The sequence below is a fragment of the Gordonia hongkongensis genome, assembly GCF_023078355.1.
Lineage (GTDB): Bacteria > Actinomycetota > Actinomycetes > Mycobacteriales > Mycobacteriaceae > Gordonia > Gordonia hongkongensis.
The window spans coordinates 2,770,175-2,789,008 of record NZ_CP095552.1; the positions used below are offsets into that span (position 1 = coordinate 2,770,175).

The 18,834-nt window shown below is 66.7% G+C and carries 15 protein-coding genes and 2 pseudogenes; 8 read left to right on the top strand and 9 right to left on the bottom strand.

The annotated features are described in order from the left end of the window. Positions 1 to 4: 4 nt before the first annotated feature. Positions 5 to 1,594 carry an ABC transporter permease gene (locus tag MVF96_RS12560; protein WP_247449253.1) on the top strand — a complete coding sequence of 530 codons (1,590 nt, stop codon included), beginning with the start codon at positions 5 to 7 and terminating at the stop codon, positions 1,592 to 1,594. A 255-nt stretch (positions 1,595 to 1,849) separates the two neighbouring features. Here MVF96_RS12560 and MVF96_RS12565 read toward each other — a convergent pair whose 3' ends face one another. The 3 genes from MVF96_RS12565 to MVF96_RS12575 all read right to left on the bottom strand — a co-directional run bounded on the left by MVF96_RS12565 (position 1,850) and on the right by MVF96_RS12575 (position 4,950). Further along, positions 1,850 to 2,710 (bottom strand): LLM class F420-dependent oxidoreductase, encoded by an 861-nt coding sequence (locus MVF96_RS12565; protein WP_247449255.1) that lies wholly within the window; start codon positions 2,708 to 2,710, stop codon positions 1,850 to 1,852. 54 nt (positions 2,711 to 2,764) lie between these two features. After that, complete coding sequence (locus MVF96_RS12570; protein WP_247449256.1) at positions 2,765 to 3,652, bottom strand: hypothetical protein; 888 nt, start codon at positions 3,650 to 3,652, stop codon at positions 2,765 to 2,767. A gap of 104 nt (positions 3,653 to 3,756) precedes the next feature. Continuing rightward, positions 3,757 to 4,950: a beta-ketoacyl synthase N-terminal-like domain-containing protein gene (locus MVF96_RS12575; protein ID WP_247449257.1), complete on the bottom strand. Its 1,194-nt coding sequence runs from the start codon at positions 4,948 to 4,950 to the stop codon at positions 3,757 to 3,759. Between the two features lie 292 nt (positions 4,951 to 5,242). Between MVF96_RS12575 and MVF96_RS12580 the strand changes: the two genes are divergently transcribed. The 3 genes from MVF96_RS12580 (at position 5,243) to MVF96_RS12590 (ending at position 10,345) form a co-directional block, all read left to right on the top strand. Beyond that, a complete protein-coding gene (locus MVF96_RS12580) occupies positions 5,243 to 7,642 on the top strand; it encodes a sensor domain-containing protein (protein WP_247452103.1) in 2,400 nt (799 codons plus the stop codon). 222 nt (positions 7,643 to 7,864) lie between these two features. Continuing rightward, the gene (locus MVF96_RS12585) at positions 7,865 to 9,331 is read left to right on the top strand and encodes a sugar porter family MFS transporter (RefSeq protein ID WP_065630031.1); all 1,467 of its coding nucleotides are present in this window, start codon (positions 7,865 to 7,867) and stop codon (positions 9,329 to 9,331) included. Continuing rightward, positions 9,332 to 10,345, top strand: a complete 1,014-nt coding sequence (locus tag MVF96_RS12590) for an NAD(P)H-dependent flavin oxidoreductase (protein ID WP_247449259.1) — start codon at positions 9,332 to 9,334, stop codon at positions 10,343 to 10,345. Positions 10,346 to 10,757: 412 nt separating this feature from the next. On the opposite strand, the gene MVF96_RS12595 is transcribed toward MVF96_RS12590, so the two are convergent. Beyond that, positions 10,758 to 11,843, bottom strand: a complete 1,086-nt coding sequence (locus MVF96_RS12595; RefSeq protein WP_137808695.1) for an IS110 family RNA-guided transposase — start codon at positions 11,841 to 11,843, stop codon at positions 10,758 to 10,760. Positions 11,844 to 12,035: 192 nt separating this feature from the next. Next, positions 12,036 to 12,794, bottom strand: coding sequence for an SDR family oxidoreductase (locus tag MVF96_RS12600; RefSeq protein WP_247449261.1), 759 nt, complete (start codon positions 12,792 to 12,794; stop codon positions 12,036 to 12,038). A gap of 101 nt (positions 12,795 to 12,895) precedes the next feature. On the opposite strand from MVF96_RS12600, the pseudogene MVF96_RS12605 reads away from it, so the two are divergent. Continuing rightward, positions 12,896 to 13,746, top strand: a pseudogene (locus MVF96_RS12605) (helix-turn-helix transcriptional regulator). A gap of 18 nt (positions 13,747 to 13,764) precedes the next feature. On the opposite strand, the gene MVF96_RS12610 reads toward MVF96_RS12605, so the two are convergent. Then, entirely contained in the window at positions 13,765 to 14,235 is a 471-nt protein-coding gene (locus MVF96_RS12610) for a MarR family winged helix-turn-helix transcriptional regulator (protein ID WP_068972501.1), read from the bottom strand. A gap of 114 nt (positions 14,236 to 14,349) precedes the next feature. Between MVF96_RS12610 and MVF96_RS12615 the strand changes: the two genes are divergently transcribed. The 3 genes from MVF96_RS12615 (at position 14,350) to MVF96_RS12625 (ending at position 15,617) form a co-directional block, all read left to right on the top strand. Continuing rightward, positions 14,350 to 14,814: a DoxX family protein gene (locus MVF96_RS12615; RefSeq protein WP_165630026.1), complete on the top strand. Its 465-nt coding sequence runs from the start codon at positions 14,350 to 14,352 to the stop codon at positions 14,812 to 14,814. Between the two features lie 120 nt (positions 14,815 to 14,934). Continuing rightward, positions 14,935 to 15,294: a DMT family transporter gene (locus MVF96_RS12620; protein WP_058250528.1), complete on the top strand. Its 360-nt coding sequence runs from the start codon at positions 14,935 to 14,937 to the stop codon at positions 15,292 to 15,294. 2 nt (positions 15,295 to 15,296) lie between these two features. After that, positions 15,297 to 15,617 (top strand): DMT family transporter, encoded by a 321-nt coding sequence (locus MVF96_RS12625; RefSeq protein WP_247449262.1) that lies wholly within the window; start codon positions 15,297 to 15,299, stop codon positions 15,615 to 15,617. Between the two features lie 65 nt (positions 15,618 to 15,682). Here MVF96_RS12625 and MVF96_RS12630 read toward each other — a convergent pair. The 3 genes and pseudogenes from MVF96_RS12630 to MVF96_RS12640 all read right to left on the bottom strand — a co-directional run. Beyond that, a pseudogene (locus tag MVF96_RS12630) lies at positions 15,683 to 16,669 on the bottom strand (YihY/virulence factor BrkB family protein); the annotation flags it as partial. A 135-nt stretch (positions 16,670 to 16,804) separates the two neighbouring features. Then, the gene (locus tag MVF96_RS12635; RefSeq protein ID WP_247449264.1) at positions 16,805 to 18,139 is read right to left on the bottom strand and encodes an NAD(P)H-binding protein; all 1,335 of its coding nucleotides are present in this window, start codon (positions 18,137 to 18,139) and stop codon (positions 16,805 to 16,807) included. Between the two features lie 206 nt (positions 18,140 to 18,345). Continuing rightward, positions 18,346 to 18,783: a nuclear transport factor 2 family protein gene (locus MVF96_RS12640; protein WP_205334354.1), complete on the bottom strand. Its 438-nt coding sequence runs from the start codon at positions 18,781 to 18,783 to the stop codon at positions 18,346 to 18,348. Positions 18,784 to 18,834: the final 51 nt, after the last annotated feature.

Below are 18,834 nucleotides of genomic sequence, written 5' to 3' on the forward strand. Positions count from 1 at the left end.
GGCGATGACTGCATCGACGATCGGTACGCCGCCGCTGTTACGGGCCTCCCTGCACCATGAAGGTCGCAGCTTCGCGCCGTGGATCGTCTTGCCCACCGCACTGGCCGTGTCGTCGGTCATCGCCTACCCGTTGCTGTTTCCCGACGCCGCAGAACGCGCCGCATTCGCCACGACGATCGGCTCGAATCCCGCACTCGGCCTGATCTTCGGACCCGCTTACGACCTGGCCACGGTCGACGGATTCGTCGCGTGGCGCAGCCTCGCACTCGGCGGGTTCATCGCCGCACTCGGCGCGATCTTCATCGTGGTGAAAGCCGCACGTGGACAGGAGGATTCCGGCCAGGCCGAACTCCTCGCCGCGGGGGTGCTCGGACGCGCCGCCCGACTGTCGACCGCGTTGATCATGGCCGGCGTGTGCTCGATCGCCATCGGCATCCTGGCGGGTGTGGCGACGTCGCTGTGCGGTGGGGCCTGGGGGTCGTCGTTCCTGCTCGGCGCCGGATTCACGGTCACCGGTTGGATGTTCGGCGCCATCGCCGCGGTCAGCGCCCAGGTGGGTTCCGACGCCAGGGCCGCCACCACGATCGCCGTGTCGCTGCTCGGCGTCCTGTTCGTGCTGCGGGGCTTTCTGTTCTCGGTCGACGCACCGACGTGGACGACGTGGGTCAATCCGTTGGGATGGATTCAGGAGACCAGACCCGCGACCGGCGATCACTGGTGGCCGCTACTGCTCGGCGTCGCGTTCGCGGTCGTCGTCGGTGCAGCGGCTTTCGCATTGCAGCGTGCACGGGATTTCGGTCAGGGACTCATTCCGGCCCGGCCGGGTCCGGCGCGGGGCCGCATCGGCTCGCCACTGGCTCTGGCGATCCGCCTCAACCGGGCACCGATCGTCGCGTGGTCGATCGCGTTCGTCGGGCTCGGTGTCATCTTCGGCTACTTCACCCGGTCGGTGCGCGGCCTGCTGACCGCGAATCCCGCCATGGCCCAGATCTTCGCCTCCGGCGCGGCGTCGCCCGCGGACCTGGTATCGGCCTTTGTCACAACGATTCTCGGTCTGGTCGGGATCATCGCATCCGTGGCCGGGGTCCAGATCGTCAATCGCATCCGGACCGAGGAGCTCGACGACCGCGCGGAAGCGGTGCTCGCGACCGGCGTCAGCCGTCCGCGGTATTTCGGCGCCGTCACCGGGGTCGCCCTCGTCGTCCCCGCCGCGCTCGTCACCATCGCCGGGCTGGTCGTCGGCGTCTTCGCCTCGACGGCCGATCTCGACCTCGGCTTCGGCGACGTGTTCCTCCAGTCCATCGCCACGATCCCCGCCGTGTGGGCGGTCGTCGGCATCGCCGTCGCCGTCATCGGCGCCCGACCCCGCGTGCGACCCGCGATCTGGCTGGGCGTCCTGGTGTCCTTCGTGCTGACGATCCTGGGCCCGAGCTTCAAACTCCCCGACTGGGCGCTGGGCTTCAGCCCGTTTCATCACGTACCGAATGTGTCTGCCGCCCAGCCGGATTGGTGGGGACTGGTCTGGGTGGGGGTCGTCGTGGTGCTGCTCGTCGCGGTGGGGTTCGCCGGCTTCCGCCGGCGGGACATCCCGTGACGACGTCGCCCGTTACTTGGGAGCGAGCCCGACCCCCGCTCCCTGAAGTGCGAGCCCAATAACTGGTCCCTGAGGTGCGAGCGAAGCGAGCCACGAAGGGCTCCGCAACCTGTCTCACCAGGCCCTTCGTGGCTCGTCGCTAACGCTCCTCGCACCTCAGGGAGCAGGAGGGTGGCCGCACCTCAGGGAGCAAAGGTTATCTCGTTCCTTCGGATGAGGGAGCAGAGGGTGGCCGCACCTCAAGGACCGTACGCATCACCCCAGCGCTGCCGCGAGGCGACGCCACTGCTCGCGCGGGAAGCCCCGGTGGTCGGCTTGGAGAACCTGGACGCACACGTGATCGGCACCCGCCGACCGATGCTCGTCGATTCGCTTGAGGATCGCCGCGTCGTCGCCCCAGACGATCAGAGCGTCGAACAGGCGGTCGCTCACCGAGCTCAGGTCGTCCTCGGAGAACCCGAGGCGTCGAAGATTGTTCGCGTAGTTCGGCATCGCGAGGTAGCCCTTCAGCCACTTGGTGCCAACGGCGCGCGCCTCGTCGCGGTCGGCGGCGAAGATCGCCGTCTGTTCCGGTGCGAGCAGCGGACCGTCGCCGAGGGCCTCCCTGGCGACCTTGGTGTGGTCCGGGGTCACCAGGTAGGGGTGGGCACCGGCGGTCCGGTCGGCCGAGAGTTGCAACATCTTCGGCCCGAGGGCGGCCAGTACTCGTGCATCGGCCGGGACCGGCTGCGGTGCGTCGTCCAGGCCGTCGAGGAACGCCTTCGTGGTCGCGAGCGGCTTCTGGTAGCGACCGGCTTCCTTCGCGTCGATCAACGGCGCGTGGCTGATCCCGAGGCCCAGGAGGAAGCGAGGACCGAACTGCTCGGTGAGGCGCGCATGCGCGGCCGCGACATCGTGCGGCTCGTGCATCCACATGTTGAGGATGCCGGTGGCGACGATGGCCTTCCGCGTCGCGCCGAGCAGGTTCTCGACCGAGTCGAGCACCGGCCCACCCACGTCGGGGATCCAGAGGGCCGTGAATCCCAGGTCGTCGAGCTCGGCAGCCGCTTCGGCGGCCTGCCCGGTGTCTCCGTACCGTAGCGGTGAACTCCAGATTCCTACGCCGTCGAGTTTCATGTCGTCGACACTACCGATCGAGCGATCGGGCCGCGCCGAGGCGTCCGACCCGGGTCAGCTCTGTGCCGGTCGTCCCGCCGTCGCCTCCAGCCGCGCGTCCATGGCGGCCGTCATCCGCTTGAACACGTTGATCGCGACGACGCCCGCGACGATGAGGACGACACCGGCAACTGTCCCGAGGGAGTCGGTGACCAGTCCGGAGATGCCGATCGCGAGAACGTAGATCGGCACCCAACCGAACAGATGCATGATGCTCTCGGGCTTCTCGTCGGTGGCCCACCCCTCACGAACCGCAGCCCGGTAGGTCGCGTAGTCGGGATAGAACTCGGTGAAGGCGATCGCGAAGATCGTGCCGCCGATCTGGATGATCCATCCGGTCCAGAAGTTGTTCGGGTCGTCGAGCACCAGGTCGCCGAACGCGCCCGAGATCGCGGCGACGCCGAAGCCGCCGACCCACGCCCAGGTGATGACGTAGTTGATGTGGATGAACAGCGGGCTGTCCCAGAATTCTTTCTCGGTGGTCTCCCGCGCGTACTGAAGCGTGAACGGCTGGCGCACAAGGATCGACCCCAGCGCGAAGGAGACCAGCGCGATGTTGGTCATCTCTCCGCCCCAACGCTCCAACCAGTCGATGACGTGGTCGGAGGCGAACAGCGCGATGATCGCCATCGTGCCGAAGTACGTGACGTCGAAGACCTCGAGGAGTTTGACGCTCGTACCGCGCTTGTGGCCACCGATGACCAGGAGGAGTGACAGCGCGAACGCCGAGGCCGCGGCCTCCTCGAATCGACCGGGCCCCGCGAGCAGCGCCATCAGGATCCACGGGGACATGCCCGCGAACGGTGAGTTGAGGAACAGCGTCAAGGCGTGGCGCGCGCCCGACGTCGGCGGCGGGTCAGTCCGTGTCGAATCGCCCACCGGAGGATCGGGTTCGTTGCTCATTGCTGAATTGTGGGACGCGACGCGGTATTCCGCAGCATTTCCGGTTCGATGCGGCCCGAGCGGCGAGCCCGGGCCGCATCGAGGTCAGCAGGACGTCACACCATTCACGCATTGGGCGCGAGAACGACCGCCGCGTTGTGTCCGCCCATTCCGAGGGAGGTCTTGAGGGTCAACCCGCTGACCAGATCGGTTCGTCCGTCGAGCAATTGCGGGATGATCGCCTCGGCGACCCGCGGGCTCGCCGGGATCTCGCCCCGCTCGTAGCCGAGTAATGACGCCGCGAGTTCGACAGCTCCGGCAGCGCCCTGACAGTGACCGGCAAGCGGTTTCACCGAGAACACCTCGGCGTTGGGCACCATCTGCTCGGCGATGGTCGCCTCCGCGCGATCGCACTGGCGGGTCCCCGGCCCGTGCGCATTGAGGTAGCGGATGCTCCTGCCGTCGACGCCGGCCATCGTGAGCGACTGCTCCACGCACGAACGGACGCCGGTCAGTTCCGGATCGATCGACGTGACGTGGAAGGCGTCGTGGGACATCGACCCGCCCAGCACATCTGCGTAACCGTCGGCGGCACGGTTGGTCATCGTGAACGCTATCGCCGCCTCGCCGAAGGTGAATCCGCGGCTGCCCTCCTGGAACGGGCGGCACGCGTTGAGCGCATCGGTGTCGGTGATGGCGACACCGAGCTGTACGAACATCGCCACGACCTCGGGCCGGGCCGACAGGTCGGTCGCCACCACGACGACGTCGTCGACGAGATCGGAGTCGAGCCACGATTTCGCGGTGACGATGGCCGCCGAGCCGGAGGTGCACATGGCCGACACCGTGATCGCGGGTCCGTGGAAGCCGTACTCCTGCATCAGCAGAGACACCGGCGTCGACGGGGTGACCGAGAGGTACTGCCGTCCGGTGTACTGGCCGACGCCGGAGGTGACGATCGGGTACATGTCGAGGTCGCCCAGCACGCAGGCGTGCACGAGTCCCACCCGGGACCCCGGGGTCCAGCCGCGCGCCATCGCGTCCTCGATCGCCTCACGCGCTGCGGCACGCATCGCGCGCGAGAAGCGGGTGCGACCGTCGGACTGCTGCCCACCGTCGGGCACCCGCACGATCCACCCGGGCTCTGCGGTGTCGTCAGACGCCTCGGCACCGGTCGTCTGACCACCCGTGAATCCGAAACCCTGATGGAGTGCGGCCGCCGACTTGCCGGAGACGAGACCGCTCCAGAGTGCGTCGCGGCCCCAGCCGTACCCCGTGACGGCTCCCAGGCCGGAGATGGTCGAACGTTGAATCGTCATGATCGTGAACTTTCTGTGCGATAAGCGATGAATCTTGGGTCATCGCGGTTGCCCGAGTGGGCAACCCGCTCCCAGGATCCCGCCCAAACCCGACATTCGGCCAGTTCACGCGGGTATTCGAGGGCGAAATTTCCGTTTGACGCAGTCTTGCACCGCGCAGCGCCCACTTTTCGAAGCCAGGTAGGGGAGGATGGGCGGTTGGGGGAAGACGGATCGAGGGGGTGACGCAGTGAGCCGACCGACGCACAGCGACGATGACCGGCCCGGCCTCGTCGCCCCGGACGCCGAGCCCATGGCCCGTGCCAGTGACGCGGCGGTCGCCGAGCGTTACCGCCTGCTTCTCGAACTGAGTCCGGACGCGATCGCGGTCCATCAAGACGGCCTGATCGTCTACGTGAACTCGGCAGCGCTGGCGTTCGCTCGCGTCGACGAACGCGACGCCATGCTCGGACGGTCCATCGCCGACTTCGTCCATCCCGACGAACTGCCACAGATGCTCGATCGGATCATCGGCATGGGGGAGGAGGCCGGCGCGTCGACCGTGCCCGAAGAAGTGGTGATGGTCGACGCGCACGGGGTCACCCGCCCCATGGAGGTGACGTCGGTGCGCACCGTCTGGCAGGACAAGCCTGCGTATCAGGTGATTTTGCGGGACATCACAGCTCAGAAAGCGATCGAATCGGCCCTGCGACGACAGGCGGCGCTCCTCGACCACGTCAGCAACGCGGTGATCGCCGTCGACAACCACATGACGGTCACTTCCTGGAACCCGGCCGCTGAGCAGATGTACGGCCTGCGGGCGTCCGAGGCGATCGGACAAAATATCGACGACGTCGTCGGAGCGCACGTGGACCCGCACGCGGCGGTGTCGTTGGGCGGCACCGTCGATCAGTTGCACCGCCGTTCCGACACCGGGCGATCGTTTCTCGCCCACACCTCGGTGACGACGATGGATGACGGTTTCCTCATCGTCGCCGAACCCACCCGTCGTCCCCTCATCGAGCGGCTGGGGACGATCCTCGCCGCGCTGCACCAGGCGGTCATCGTCGTTCGCGAGGACGGCGACATCGAACTCGCCAACCCGGCCGCGGGGACAATGCTCGGTTCCGAAGCGGTCCCGGGTGCCCGGGTCCACGAACTGCCGCTGGACTTCGACGGCGACGAATCACCGATCGCACGTTGCCTGCGCACCCGTGAGGCGGTCACCGACGCGACCGCGACGATCACCACGCCCGCCGGCGAGCGTTGGCTCTCGTGCAGTTGCCGGCCGATCGACGACGACGGCGCCGAGGTGGTCGTCCTGGTGTCGTTCGCCGACATCACCGACCGTTACCGCGAACGCACCCAGCTGGCGTGGGAAGCCGTACACGATCCGCTGACCGGTCTGTACAACCGCTCGGGGATCATCCGCGAACTCGAGTCGCACATGGCCGGACTCGACGACGGAAACAACGCCTGCTGCGTCGCGATCTTCTACATCGATCTCGACAATTTCAAGCTGGTCAACGATTCGCTCGGCCATGCCGTGGGTGACGAGGTGCTGCACACCGTCGCACAGCGATTGGCGGCGGCAACGCCCGACGAGGCCTCGGTCGGCCGGATTGGTGGGGACGAATTCGTTCTCGTCGCCACCCTGGGGATCGCCTGTTCGGCCGACGAGATCGAGCAGCAGATCGACAAGATCCGGGGGACGGTGTACGAGCCGATCGCGGTGAGCACCCGCACCGAACCGCTCAAGGTGGAGGCGAGCATCGGCGTGGCGACGGTCAAGGCCGGTGACGACTACACCGCCACCGACCTGCTGCGCGATGCCGACATCGCGCTGTATCAAGCACGCAAGGCTTCTCGTGCGCGCTACGTCCGCTTCCAGACGCAGCATCGGGAGGAACTGCAGCGCCGGCAGCGCATCGAAGAGGAACTGCGGCGCGTTCTCGACACCGACACCGATCAACTCGAGATCCACTATCAGCCGATCGTGTCGACCGTCGACGGCGCCCTGGTGGGCCTGGAAAGCCTTCTACGCTGGCGTCACCCGGAACTGGGGTCGATCTCGCCCACCGAGTTCATCCCGCTCGCAGAAGGATCCAATCTCATCGACCGGGTGGGCAACTATGTGCTGGAGACAGCGGCCGCCGAGGTGGCCGCTGTCGCCGAACTCCGTCGGGTGATGCTGTGCGTCAACGTCTCCCGACGGGAGCTCACCAATGGCCAGTTCCCCGACCGGCTCCGGGACACGATCACCCGCTCGGGCATGGACCCCGCCGCGTTCTGCCTGGAGATCACCGAGAGTGCACTGGACCCGCTCGACGGAGACCTGCTCACCCTGTTGCGCAACGTGCGCGAACTCGGAACACACGTGTCGCTCGACGATTTCGGGACCGGTGCGTCGTCGTTGAGCGAGTTCTACCGCCTGCCGGTCAGTGTCCTGAAGACCGCGAAGTCCTTCGTCGACGCTCTCGACGAGCACCCGAGCGCCACATCGATCCTCGCCGGCATCGTCACCATGGCGCACGCGGCCGGGATGCGGGTGGTCGCCGAGGGAGTGGAGACGGAGTCGCAGGCCGCCACGGTCGCCGAGGTCGGTTGCGACCTCGCGCAGGGCTATCACTTCGGGCGTCCCGCCCCGCTGGCCGACGTGATCGGGTCCGGAGTCCGGATCCGGGCGAATCCCGGTGTCTGGGAGACCGGCTGACCTGTCCGCGCCAGACCAACACTGTCATTGAGGCGTCCCACGCCATACCGTGGGGCGTATCTGCGCTATGCATGCGACTGTGTCCGTTACCGTCAGACTCGGCGATGCACGCGAGTAGATTGATCGCCACGTCGATCACCCGGCGTCCATGCAACCGGACAGCGAGGTCACGGACATGACACACATTCTGCGGTGGACTCCTGCAACGCTCTGGACGGCGTCATGACCGACGCGGAGCGGCAAGTCGCCGAGCAACACACGGCGAAGGTCATCGGTGTCACGGTCGCCGCGGCGGTCGGTGGCTTCCTGTTCGGTTTCGACAGCTCGGTCGTCAACGGCGCCGTCGACTCGATCGAAGCGGACTTCGGCCTCGGCAAGCTGATGACCGGCTTCGCCGTCGCGATCGCGTTGCTCGGCTGTGCGCTCGGCGCATGGTTCGCGGGCCGATTGGCCGACGTGTGGGGCCGCAAGCGCGTGATGCTGCTCGGCTCCGCGCTTTTCATCATCAACTCGATCGGCACCGGTTTCACACAGACCATCCCGGACCTGCTCTTGTGGCGTGTGCTCGGCGGTATCGGCATCGGTATCGCATCGGTGATCGCTCCCGCATACATCGCCGAGATCGCTCCGGCCCGCTTCCGCGGCGCCCTGGGGTCTCTGCAGCAGTTGGCGATCACGATGGGCATCTTCGCGGCGTTGCTGTCCGACGCTCTCCTCGCGGACAGCGCGGGCGGCGCGTCGAACGACTTCTGGTGGGGCCTCGAGGCGTGGCGGTGGATGTTCCTCGTCGGTGTCGTGCCCGCCGTCGTCTACGGTGTGCTGGCGCTGCTGATCCCGGAGTCGCCGCGATACCTGGTGGGCCGCAACCGTGATGCCGAGGCGGCCCGGATCCTGCAGGAGGTGACGGGCGAGGAGAACCCCCTCGAGCGGGTCAAAGAGATCAAGCTGACGGTCAAGCGCGAGGCGAAGTCGTCGATCAGGGACATCGCCGGACCGTCATTCGGGCTGCACCCGCTCGTCTGGGTCGGCATCTGGCTGGCAGTCTTCCAGCAGTTCGTCGGTATCAACGCGATCTTCTACTACTCGACGACGCTGTGGCAGTCCGTCGGCTTCTCCGAGGCCGACTCGTTCAAGACATCGGTGATCACCGCCGTCATCAACGTCGTCATGACCTTCGTGGCGATCCTGTTCGTCGACCGCATCGGGCGGCGGAAACTGCTGCTCGGCGGTTCGGTGGGCATGTTCATCGGCCTGCTCATGGCGTGTATCGCGTTCACCCAGCAGATCGGCGAGGGCGAGAACATCACGCTGCCCGACCCGTGGGGTGTGGTCGCACTGATCGGCGCCAACCTGTTCGTGGTCGCCTTCGCCGCGACGTGGGGCCCGGTGATGTGGGTGATGCTGGGGGAGATGTTCCCCAACCGCATCCGCGGTGTCGCCCTGGGCGTCTGCACGGCCGTGAACTGGGTCGCGAACTTCACCATCTCGATGCTGTTCCCGCCGATGACCGAAGCCGTCGGACTCGGAATCATCTACGGCTTCTTCGCCTTCTGCGCCGCGGCCTCGTTCTTCTACGTCCTCCGGAAGGTCGAGGAGACCAAGGGGATGGAGCTCGAGCAGATGGATTCGGTGGCAGAGGCGCGACTGTCGCAGTTCACTGCGGTCCGTGCGGCGAAGGACAAAGCCTGAATGTTCGATCTGCGTGAGCTCTCCAGCCGCGTCGTCGCCGCCCCCATGGCCGGTGGTCCGAGCACCCCGGAACTGGTGGTGGCCGCGGGATCGGCCGGCGGTGTCGGCCAGCTCGCCGCCGGGTACCAGACTCCCGACAAGGTGCGCGCCGACATCGCGGCCGTGCGGACGGCCGGCACCGAGGTCTTCGGTGTCAACATCTTCGTTCCCGAGGCGGAGCCGGTGAACCGCGACGACCTCGCCCGCTACCGCGCCGAACTCGTCCCGTATGCGCGAAGTCTGGGCGTGACGCTTCCCGAGGTCGAGGACCTGGGCGAGGACGATGATCACTTCGACGACAAGATCCGGCTGGTGTGCGACGAGCGGATTCCGCTCGTGTCCTTCGCGTTCGGGTGTCCCGCACCCGAGGTCGTCGCCGAATTGCACCGGCACGGGTGCAGTGTCGGGGTCACGGTCACCACGGCCACGGACGCCGAGATCGCCGGTCGAGCAGGGGCCGACTGGCTGTGCGTGCAGGGTCCCGACGCCGGTGGCCATCGGTCGGTCTTCGACCGCCGGAGCACTCCTCCGACAGAGCCGCTCGACGACTTGATCCGCGCGGTCGCCGACCGGGTGCCGCTGCCGATCGTGGCGGCGGGTGGGATCTCCACGTCGGCCCGGGCCGACGAGGTCCGATCAGTGGGAGCTGTTGCGGTGCAGGTGGGTACGGTTCTGTTGCGGACCGCCGAGGCCGGCACCAAACCCGCGCACGCGGCGGCTCTCGCCGATCCGGACCGAACCGATACCGTGGTCACCTGGGCGTTCAGCGGCCGACCGGCACGCGCCCTGCGAAACCTGTTCACCGACAGGTTCTCCGACGCCGCGGTGGCCGAGTACCCGGCCGTCAACACGTTGACCGGCGGCATCCGACGCGCCGCCAGCAACGACCCCGACGGGATCAACCTCTGGGCCGGGAGCGGATACCGCGACGCCGTCGAGGAGTTGGCCGTCGAGACCATCGCCCGGCTCGGGTGATCGAGGAGATCTCTGTTCCCTGAGGAGCGCCCGGAGCTTGCGGAGGGCGCGTCACGAAGGGTGTGCCACGCATCTCGCCAGGACCCTTCGAGGCTCGTCGCTGATATGTAGTGCTGCTCTGTCAAGTCCCATGGCGAAATTGCCTCCTTCTCAGGGGCTGTTGTGGGGTTGGCCACCCGCCGCGGTGTGTGGTGGTCGTTACTCGCGACGGTGTTGTCGGACTGATATACGCGGGTTGGTTACCGCTCAACGGTGTTCGACAGGAGAGGAAAACGCTGGCCGACGGGTCTATGTAAACGTGCGTACCGTGCACCCAAAAGTGCTGGCGCACATAGCGACGCCGTGGATTCGTTCCCTGTTCACCACAGCGGGAGTCCCGCGACGGGTGGCCAAGATTGTGTGTCAGTGCTGGTTAGTCGTCGAGCACCGCCAGCGACCAGCACCAGCCGGCGAGCTCACGAGCGATCGCGGTGTTGGCCACGCAGGGATGTTTGCTGCGGCGGTCGAATTGTTGCCAGCGCTTGTGTAGCCGACGATTGCCGGCATGGCCACGGGCGCGGGCAGCCGGTGTAGCAGCCTCCCACCGGCGGCGCATGGTCTGTCCGGGTGTGGCGTAGGGGCGTCGGTGTTGCCAGGCCGCCTCGACCAATAGCCGCCGCACGTGGGCGTTACCGGCCTTGGTGATCGATCCCTGACTGCGGGTCCCGCCGGTCGAGTATTCCGAGGGCACCAACCCGGCGTAGGAGCCGATCGTGGCGCCACTAAACCGTGACCAGTCGCCGATCTCGACCGCCAAAGCGAACGCGGTCAGCGTCGACACGCCCCGCAGACACGACAGCCGGGTGACCACCGCCCGCCACGGATCGGTGGCCGCGGTCTGTTCGATCAGCTCATCGAGGCGGTCACGGCGGGCGGTCACGCTCAACACCGCGTCCAGGTCGTTGTCGAAGGCGGCTTGCAGCAGCGGCAGCTCGAAACGTTGACGCTGCAGCCACCGCTGATGAACACCGGTCCAGGGTTTCCCGCCGGAGTAGACGATCCCCTGTCGCAGAAGCAGTTTGGACAATCGATGCCGAGCGCGCATCAAGTCGCTGCGGGCGTCCTCGCGGGCGCGGACCAGATCCCGTGCGGCTTCGGTGCCCACCTCAGGAACACTGACCGCCACCACTTCGCCCAGGCGCAGCAACTTCGCCAAGTGTGCAGCGTCTCGGGCATCGGTCTTGACGCGGTCCCCGGCTGGCCGCTGCAGCTTCGAGGGCGCGGCAACCACACACTCCATCCCGGCCGCCGTGATCGCCCGCGCCAATCCAAAGCCGGTCGGACCGGCCTCATAGGCCACCCGCACCGGCGGGGCCAGGCCTTGTAGCCAGCTGACGATGGTCGCCGCATCAGGGACCAAGGTCTCCCGAATCACCTGCCCGGTGTCTTCATCGATGGCGTGAGCGACCACCGAGCGTGCGTGAACATCCAATCCGACACTTGTACCCTGAACAATCACCGGAGGCCTCCTGATCTGCAATGTGGTGCTACCGCCGAGTGTGAACTCAGCAGCAGCAACCCACGATGTGTTTGCAGCTTGAGGCCTTCGGCCCCAAGGCCCTCATACCGTCTATCGCTCCTCGCACCTCAGGGAGCAGGGGTGGTGGGCTTCTTTCGAATCAGGGAGCGAAGGGGTCGCGCTCCTCCCACCTCAGTGCGGGTCCTGCTCGTTCAGCGTCGCCACGACGTCGGCGTAGTCGCCGCGCGCCTCACCCCACCGCAGGAACTTCACCCGCTCGACGAGCAGTTCGGTGGCGGCGGGTTGCGTGCCGATCAGATGGACGACCTCATCGACGAATTCGTCGAGGGGCATGGCGAAGTCGCTGTCCCGTTGACCCGGCAGCAGGTCGGTGCGAACCGCCGGCGGCACGAGTTCGACGACGTCGACTCCGGTATCGGCGAACTGCAGGCGCAACGATTCACTCAGCATGTGGATCGCCGCTTTCGTGGCGTTGTAGGTCGGCGTCACCCGGAGCGGGGTGAATGCCAGGCCCGAGGACACGGTCATGATCGTGGCGGACGGTCGAGACCGCAGGTGGTCGATGAACGCGCCGATCAGACGGATCGGACCGAGGAGATTGGTGGTGACCATTGCCTCCGCGGCATCGAGGAAACCTGCCGGGGACGACCAATCCTCCGCCCGCATGATGCCGGCCATCGCGACAAGCACGTCGAGGTTCGGGTGTTCGGCGATGACCTTCCGTGCAGCGGACTCGACACTGGCCGGGTCGGCGACATCGATCGCGACGGTGTGCAACCCGGGGTGTTCCGAACGGATACGGTCGAGGAGTTCGGTGCGCCGCCCGCCGACGATGACGGTGTTGCCCTTGTCGTGCAGACGGGTCGCAAGTGCCAAGCCGATCCCGCTGGTCGCTCCGGGGATGAAGATGGTGTTTCCGGTGAGGTTCATGTCATCGAGTCTCGGATCCGGCGGGCGAGTCATCCAGAGCGCAACCATCGGGGGATCGCCGATCCCTGGCAACGCGGTACCGACGCCGTGATACTGGCCTGATGGATCGTGATGCGCTGGCCGGGTTCCTCGTGAGCCGACGCAACAATCTGCAACCATCGGATGTCGGTCTGCCGGGGGCGCCCGGCGACGCACGACGGGTCTTCGACGCGAAGAGGTGGCGCAGCTCGCCACGATGTCGACCGACTACTACACCCGTCTCGAACAACGCCGCGGCCCACAACCGAGCACCCAGATGCTGGCGGCGCTTGCTCGCGCACTCCGCCTCACGGCCGATGAGCGGGACTACCTGTTCCGGGTAGCCGGACACAGCGCGCCGGACCGGATGGCGGCCTCGGACCACATCGCGCCCGGACTCCTGCGGGTACTCGACCGGCTCACCGACACCCCCGCCCTCATTCTCTCGGCACTGGGGGAGACCTTGGTGCAGAATCATTGCGCGCGAGCGCTGTTCGGTGACACCGACCATCTCGTCGGAATGGACCGCAGTGCCATCTATCGGTGGTTCGTGCACCCCGCCGAGGAACGCGGCCGCTACCCGGCGGATGATCACGAGCGGCAGAGTCGTGCGCAGGTCGCCTCGCTCCGTGCCGCTTACGGCGTCATGGGCGCCGATTCCCGTGCCGGAGCAATGGTCACGGAACTTCGACGGCGCAGCAGCGAGTTCGCCACACTCTGGGACACCCACATCGTGAGCCGACGCTTCGAGGACCACAAGATCCTGATCCATCCCGAGGTCGGCGCGATCGAGGTCGACTGTCAGGCGCTCTTCACCGAGGACGAAACCCAGGTGTTGCTCGTGCTGACGGCAGCGCCGCGAACGGACGCAGCGGGAAAGATCGAATTGCTCAACGTGCTCGGCACACAAGAACTCGGACTCGATCCGCGCTGACCGTCTGGCTCCGGGGGACTATGTCGAACCGGTGCCACGAGTGTTGATCCGCCTCCCGATCGCGGATACCTGGCGAAGCTGCGCACGCGTGAGGCGGTCGATGACGAGCTCACGCACGTTGGTCACATACCCGGGAGCGGTGGCCACCACTTTCTCCCAACCCGACTCGGTGAGAACGGCATTCGTGAATCGACCGTTCTCGGGGCACGGATGGCGCCGAACCCATCCCCGCTTCTCGAGTCTGCCGACCACATGCGAGAGCCGGGACAGCGAACCGTAGGACAGTTCGGCGAGCTGGCTCATCCGCAGGGTGCGGTCAGGGGCCTCGGACAGCGCTGCCATCACCTCGTACTCGAAGTGGGTGATCTGGGCGTCACGGAGAAGCTGGGCGTCGAGGGCGTGGGGGAGACGGGCGAGCGCGGTTGCCACCTGGATCCAGGCGTCCATTTCCTCGTCGTCGAGCCAGTTCGGCTCTGGGGCAGTGGACATCTGCGCAGTGTATACGAAGTGAACACGTCCGTGATCAGGTTGACGCATCAAGTGTCAACACCTAGCCTTCACTTGATACTTCAAGTCACAACCATCTAGTGAGGCGGCTCAGTCATGACCAACCCCATCGTCCGCAGTGCGGGCATCCTCATCGGACGCGTCGCTCTCGGCGTCATCTTCCTGGCTCACGGCCTGCAGAAGTTCCAGCAGAACGGCTGGACGGGACCGCAGACCGGGTTCGATATGATGGGTGTTCCGGCCGCGTCCTTCTCGGCGTTCGTCGTCACGTGGCTCGAAATCCTCGGTGGCATCGCCCTGATCGTCGGGCTGCTGACCCCGATCGTCGCCGCCCTGTTCACGCTGGACATGATCGGCGCGCTGTTCATCGCACACGTCGACAACGGCATCTGGGTCTCCGACGGTGGTTACGAGTTCGTGCTCGCCCTCGGTGCCGGCGCACTGCTGCTGGCCGTGATCGGCGCCGGACGTTTCAGCGTGGACGCCGCGCTGGGGTCGAAGGTCCGCTGGCTCGCCGCCGACGACACCCGGTCGCGCGACCTGGTCGGCACCTCGCGCTGACCCCGCTCCGCTACCGGCGCCCGGTTCATGCGCCCCGGTCCGCCCACCCTGCGGACCGGGGCGTTCGCCGTCCGCGGTCCCGCCTACAGTCCCAGTAGCGCGTCGAGTGGAATGAGAGATATGACCTGGCTGATGCTGATTGCGGCAATCGCCTCGGAGGTCGCGGCGACGTTGTCACTCAAGGGTTCACAGACCGAACCGATGCTGTACGCGGTGGTCGCTGTCGGTTACACGTTCGCGTTCATGCTCCTGGCCGCAGTCCTGAAGCGCGGCATGGGCATCGGCGTGGCCTACGGGATCTGGTCGGCGTCGGGCGTCGCACTCACCGCGGTACTGGCGACCTGGATCTTCGACGAGCCCTTCGGATTCCTGATGGGAATCGGCATCGTGTGCATCATGATCGGGGTTCTCCTCGTCGAGACCGGCCACCGGCCACCCGTCGACGAGGGCACCGACTCCGCCGCCGCTTCGGGGGTCTGACCGTGGGATATGTCTTCATCGTCGCCGCCATCGTCGCCGAGGTCACCGGGACCCTCGCGCTGCGTGCCGCCGCGACCGGTCGACCGGCCTTCTACGGAGTCGTCTTCCTCGGGTATTTGACGGCATTCGTCGCGTTGACCCTCGGGCTGCGGCACGGCGTACCCCTCGGTGTGGCGTACGGCATCTGGGCGGCGGCCGGGGTCGCAGCCACGGCCGTTGCCGCGCACTTCCTGTTCCGCGAACGCCTCAACCGACGCATGGTCGCCGGCATCGGGGTGATCATCGTCGGTGTGCTGCTCGTCGAACTGGGCGCGATGCACTGAGTTCCGGCTTCGCTGATGTCGCGCCGCGAGCGCCGACGGTCAGCCGCGTTCTGGACCGGGGAGCGCGGGCCCGCCTCAGCGCCGGACTCGACGTCACGCGGGTTGTCGAAGGAGACGTCGATCTCCTGAAAACCCTTGTTGCGCTGCGCGAGAACCTGCGCCGAGTACGCCGCCTCGTCGCCCTTGGTCAGACTGACGTTGTCGGTGAACGGGGTGAGCAGCGAACGTGGATAGAGCCGGTCGACGCGAACCGCGTTGGTCTCGAGACAGATGACGATCACGATCGACGACACGTAGAGGAAGGCGAGCAGGCCCAGCACGATCGCGAAGACGCCGTTGGTGGAGCTGGCGTTACCGATGACGTGCTGCACATAGACCGCGCCGAAGGTCTGGATGATCTGCCAGCAGACCGCTGCCCCGAAGGCGCCCGGCAGTACGTCCCGGATCGACACGTCGCGCGCCGTGCCGATCCGAAAAGCCACGGTGAAGACCAGCGTGCTCAACGCCACCGATCCGAGGATTGCCAGCCAGCGTCCGACGATGCCGAGTTCGAAGGCGGCCGAGACGCCGTTGACGACGGTCAGGCCGATGACCGCAACACCGATCGTGGACAACAACAGGAGGCCACGCAAACGGGCGAAGATCGGGTCGGGACGCTCGTTGCGCGGCACTGCCCAGATCGTGTTCATCGCGTTCTGGGCGGCGACGGCCACTCCGAGGCCGCCATACAGCGAGACGGCAACCCCGATGATGATGGCGGTGGCCCCGCCGCCGAGCTTCTCGGGTTCGCCCAACTGCCCACCGATCACCGGGATCTGGCTCATCGCCGAGTCCAGGATGCGGTCTTGGAGGTCGGGGTTGTCGGCCAGGACGATCCCCAGCACCGTTGCGAACAGCAGCAACAGCGGGAACAACGAGATGAACGCGTAGTAGGCGCAGAGCGCGGCCAGGTAGGCGCCCTGATCGTCGACGAACTTGTAGATGACGGCAAGCGGGAAGCCGGTCGCCGGATGACGCCGCTGAAAACGGTCGACCCGCTCGGTCAACGACACCCGATCATCCTTCTCCTCGCCGGACCGTGCCTGTTCCCCGTTCCGTTGAACGAGTCGTTCACCGGGAGTTACCACGGTCGTGCCGACTTTAACCCGAGCACGAGACGTTTCGGGACACGTCATCGGATCGGGGGTTCACCGGAACGGATCGAAACCCGGGATGCCGAGGGCGCGGAAGGGTGTTCCCAGACGCCAATAGGCCAGCCCCGCCAGCCCGCGCGGGAAGTAGCGGTCGGTGGTCGTGACCGTCACCGACCCGTCCGCGTCGTCCGCATCCTGGAGGCGGTAGTCGCGATACGATCTGCCGAACCGGTTGTCGCGCAGACGAATACGAAGTCGATCCGGTCGTTGCGCGAGCACGATCTCACCGCGGTGCCGCGCATCCCACTCGAGCCGCTCCCAGACCGTCGCACTACTCGCGCGCTCACTGACCCGGGTCTCCGATTCGAACATCTCCTCACCGGCCCACTGTGGATCGGTAGGAAGGGGTTCGGCCGGCGACACGTCTACGGACGCGTTGGCCCACGAGGCACGGCCATCGCCGCGCGCCGAGCGTTCGAGCGTGTGGGCAACCGCCTCCGAGTAGGAGGTCAACCCCCCTTCCGGACGATCGATGATCGCGTCGACGGCTCGGTCGCGACAGACGGCGTCGCATTCGAGGGACTCGATCAGCGGTCGAGCGATCTTGCCGCGAATCGGCGTGACGAACCGGACCCAGCGGCTCGCCAGCGCCGGCGTGAGATACGGCAGTACCACCATGACTCGAGGTCGAAGACCTGCGACCTCGGCATATACCTGCATCATGTCGCCGTACTCGAGGACGTCGGGACCGCCGATGTCCCAGGTCCTCGACGACGGGACGGTGGCGGTGGCGGCTTCCACGAGGTAATGCAGGGCGTCGTCGACCGCGATCGGTTGGATCTTGTTGTGCACCCACCGCGGCGTCGTCATCGCGGGTAGTCGCTCGGTGAGGTGCCGGATGAGTTCGAACGAGGCCGACCCCGAGCCGATCAGCGTCCCGGCCTGCAACGCGATGGTCTCGATCGGTGAGTCGATGAGGATGTCGCCGACCTCGGCGCGTGAGGCCAGATGTTCGGACAGGTCGGTGCCCGACGGATGGAGACCGCCGAGGTAGACGATGCGCGACACGCCGTTCTGCTGAGCCGCGGCCACCACATTCTCCGCGGCACGCCGCTCTTCGGCCGCGAAGTCCGCGTCGGTGCTCATCGAGTGGACCAGGTGGTAGACGACATCCACACCCGCGAAGGCCTTGACCAGCGAATCGCGATCAGACAGATCACCCCGAATCACCTCGGCCGTCGGATCAGACAACCACGGTGCGTCGGCGAGCTTCTCCGGTGTCCGCGCCAGTGCGCGCACACGGTGCCCGCGTGCCAACAACCGGGGCGCCAATCGGCCGCCGACGTAACCGGTCGCTCCGGTGACCAGACAGGTTCGCGACTCGTCCACCTGACTCCTCCGCTCTGGGGTGTTCCTCCAAGGCTAGGGAGCGAAGCCGCTCGGCGCCGTCGCCTCGGCGCGGTCGGTGCCGGATCGTTCTCCGTGGCCACGATTCGATAACGGCACGTTTGGCCGAGACCGAACCCAGACCACCAGACCTGAATCCGACAGCCAGACCTTGATCGAAGTCTGGCGGTCGAGTTCAGGTCTGCCCGTCAGCTGTCGTTCGCGCCCGCCGGCGAATTCTCGAACCACAGGCACTCCTCCAGGAGGCCCGCGCTCTTCCAGCCATCCGCGGTCCGGACCATCGAATGGTGGTAGTTGCCGCCGCAGGTGCTGAGTTCGGGCATGCCGACGAAACGCATCGGGTTGTAGAACATGGCGCGGACGTCGGCCCGGTCTCCGTCGAACGTGTACTCGATGTTGGTGATGAAGTGCTGACTCACCGACACGAACGCGAAACTCTCCTCCAGCCACGCGGCGATCTCGTCCCGAGTGCCCGCCTGACCGTAGGGCGTCGACGAGTAGTCGACCACCGCCTCCGGGGTGAACACCGAGCGCCAGAGTTCCCAGTCCTTGGTGTCGACCGCTCGTGAGTACCGGTACAACGTGTCCGCGATGCCGAACCGGTCGCTGATCTCCTGCAGGTCCATCGTTCTCCCGTCCACCGGTATCGGTACGGGCAGCCCGTCGTGGCAGCGCCG

What these genes read in the sequence shown, in the direction of transcription:
- MVF96_RS12585 (WP_065630031.1), top strand. Translation starts at nt 7,865, where the DNA reads ATGACCGACGCGGAGCGGCAAGTCGCCGAGCAACACACGGCGAAGGTC.
- MVF96_RS12620 (WP_058250528.1), top strand. Translation starts at nt 14,935, where the DNA reads ATGACCTGGCTGATGCTGATTGCGGCAATCGCCTCGGAGGTCGCGGCG.
- MVF96_RS12560 (WP_247449253.1), top strand. Translation starts at nt 5, where the DNA reads ATGACTGCATCGACGATCGGTACGCCGCCGCTGTTACGGGCCTCCCTG.
- MVF96_RS12610 (WP_068972501.1), bottom strand. Translation starts at nt 14,235, where the DNA reads ATGTCCACTGCCCCAGAGCCGAACTGGCTCGACGACGAGGAAATGGAC.
- MVF96_RS12580 (WP_247452103.1), top strand. Translation starts at nt 5,243, where the DNA reads ATGGCCCGTGCCAGTGACGCGGCGGTCGCCGAGCGTTACCGCCTGCTT.
- MVF96_RS12570 (WP_247449256.1), bottom strand. Translation starts at nt 3,652, where the DNA reads ATGAGCAACGAACCCGATCCTCCGGTGGGCGATTCGACACGGACTGAC.
- MVF96_RS12575 (WP_247449257.1), bottom strand. Translation starts at nt 4,950, where the DNA reads ATGACGATTCAACGTTCGACCATCTCCGGCCTGGGAGCCGTCACGGGG.
- MVF96_RS12640 (WP_205334354.1), bottom strand. Translation starts at nt 18,783, where the DNA reads ATGGACCTGCAGGAGATCAGCGACCGGTTCGGCATCGCGGACACGTTG.
- MVF96_RS12615 (WP_165630026.1), top strand. Translation starts at nt 14,350, where the DNA reads ATGACCAACCCCATCGTCCGCAGTGCGGGCATCCTCATCGGACGCGTC.
- MVF96_RS12590 (WP_247449259.1), top strand. Translation starts at nt 9,332, where the DNA reads ATGTTCGATCTGCGTGAGCTCTCCAGCCGCGTCGTCGCCGCCCCCATG.
- MVF96_RS12600 (WP_247449261.1), bottom strand. Translation starts at nt 12,794, where the DNA reads ATGAACCTCACCGGAAACACCATCTTCATCCCCGGAGCGACCAGCGGG.
- MVF96_RS12565 (WP_247449255.1), bottom strand. Translation starts at nt 2,710, where the DNA reads ATGAAACTCGACGGCGTAGGAATCTGGAGTTCACCGCTACGGTACGGA.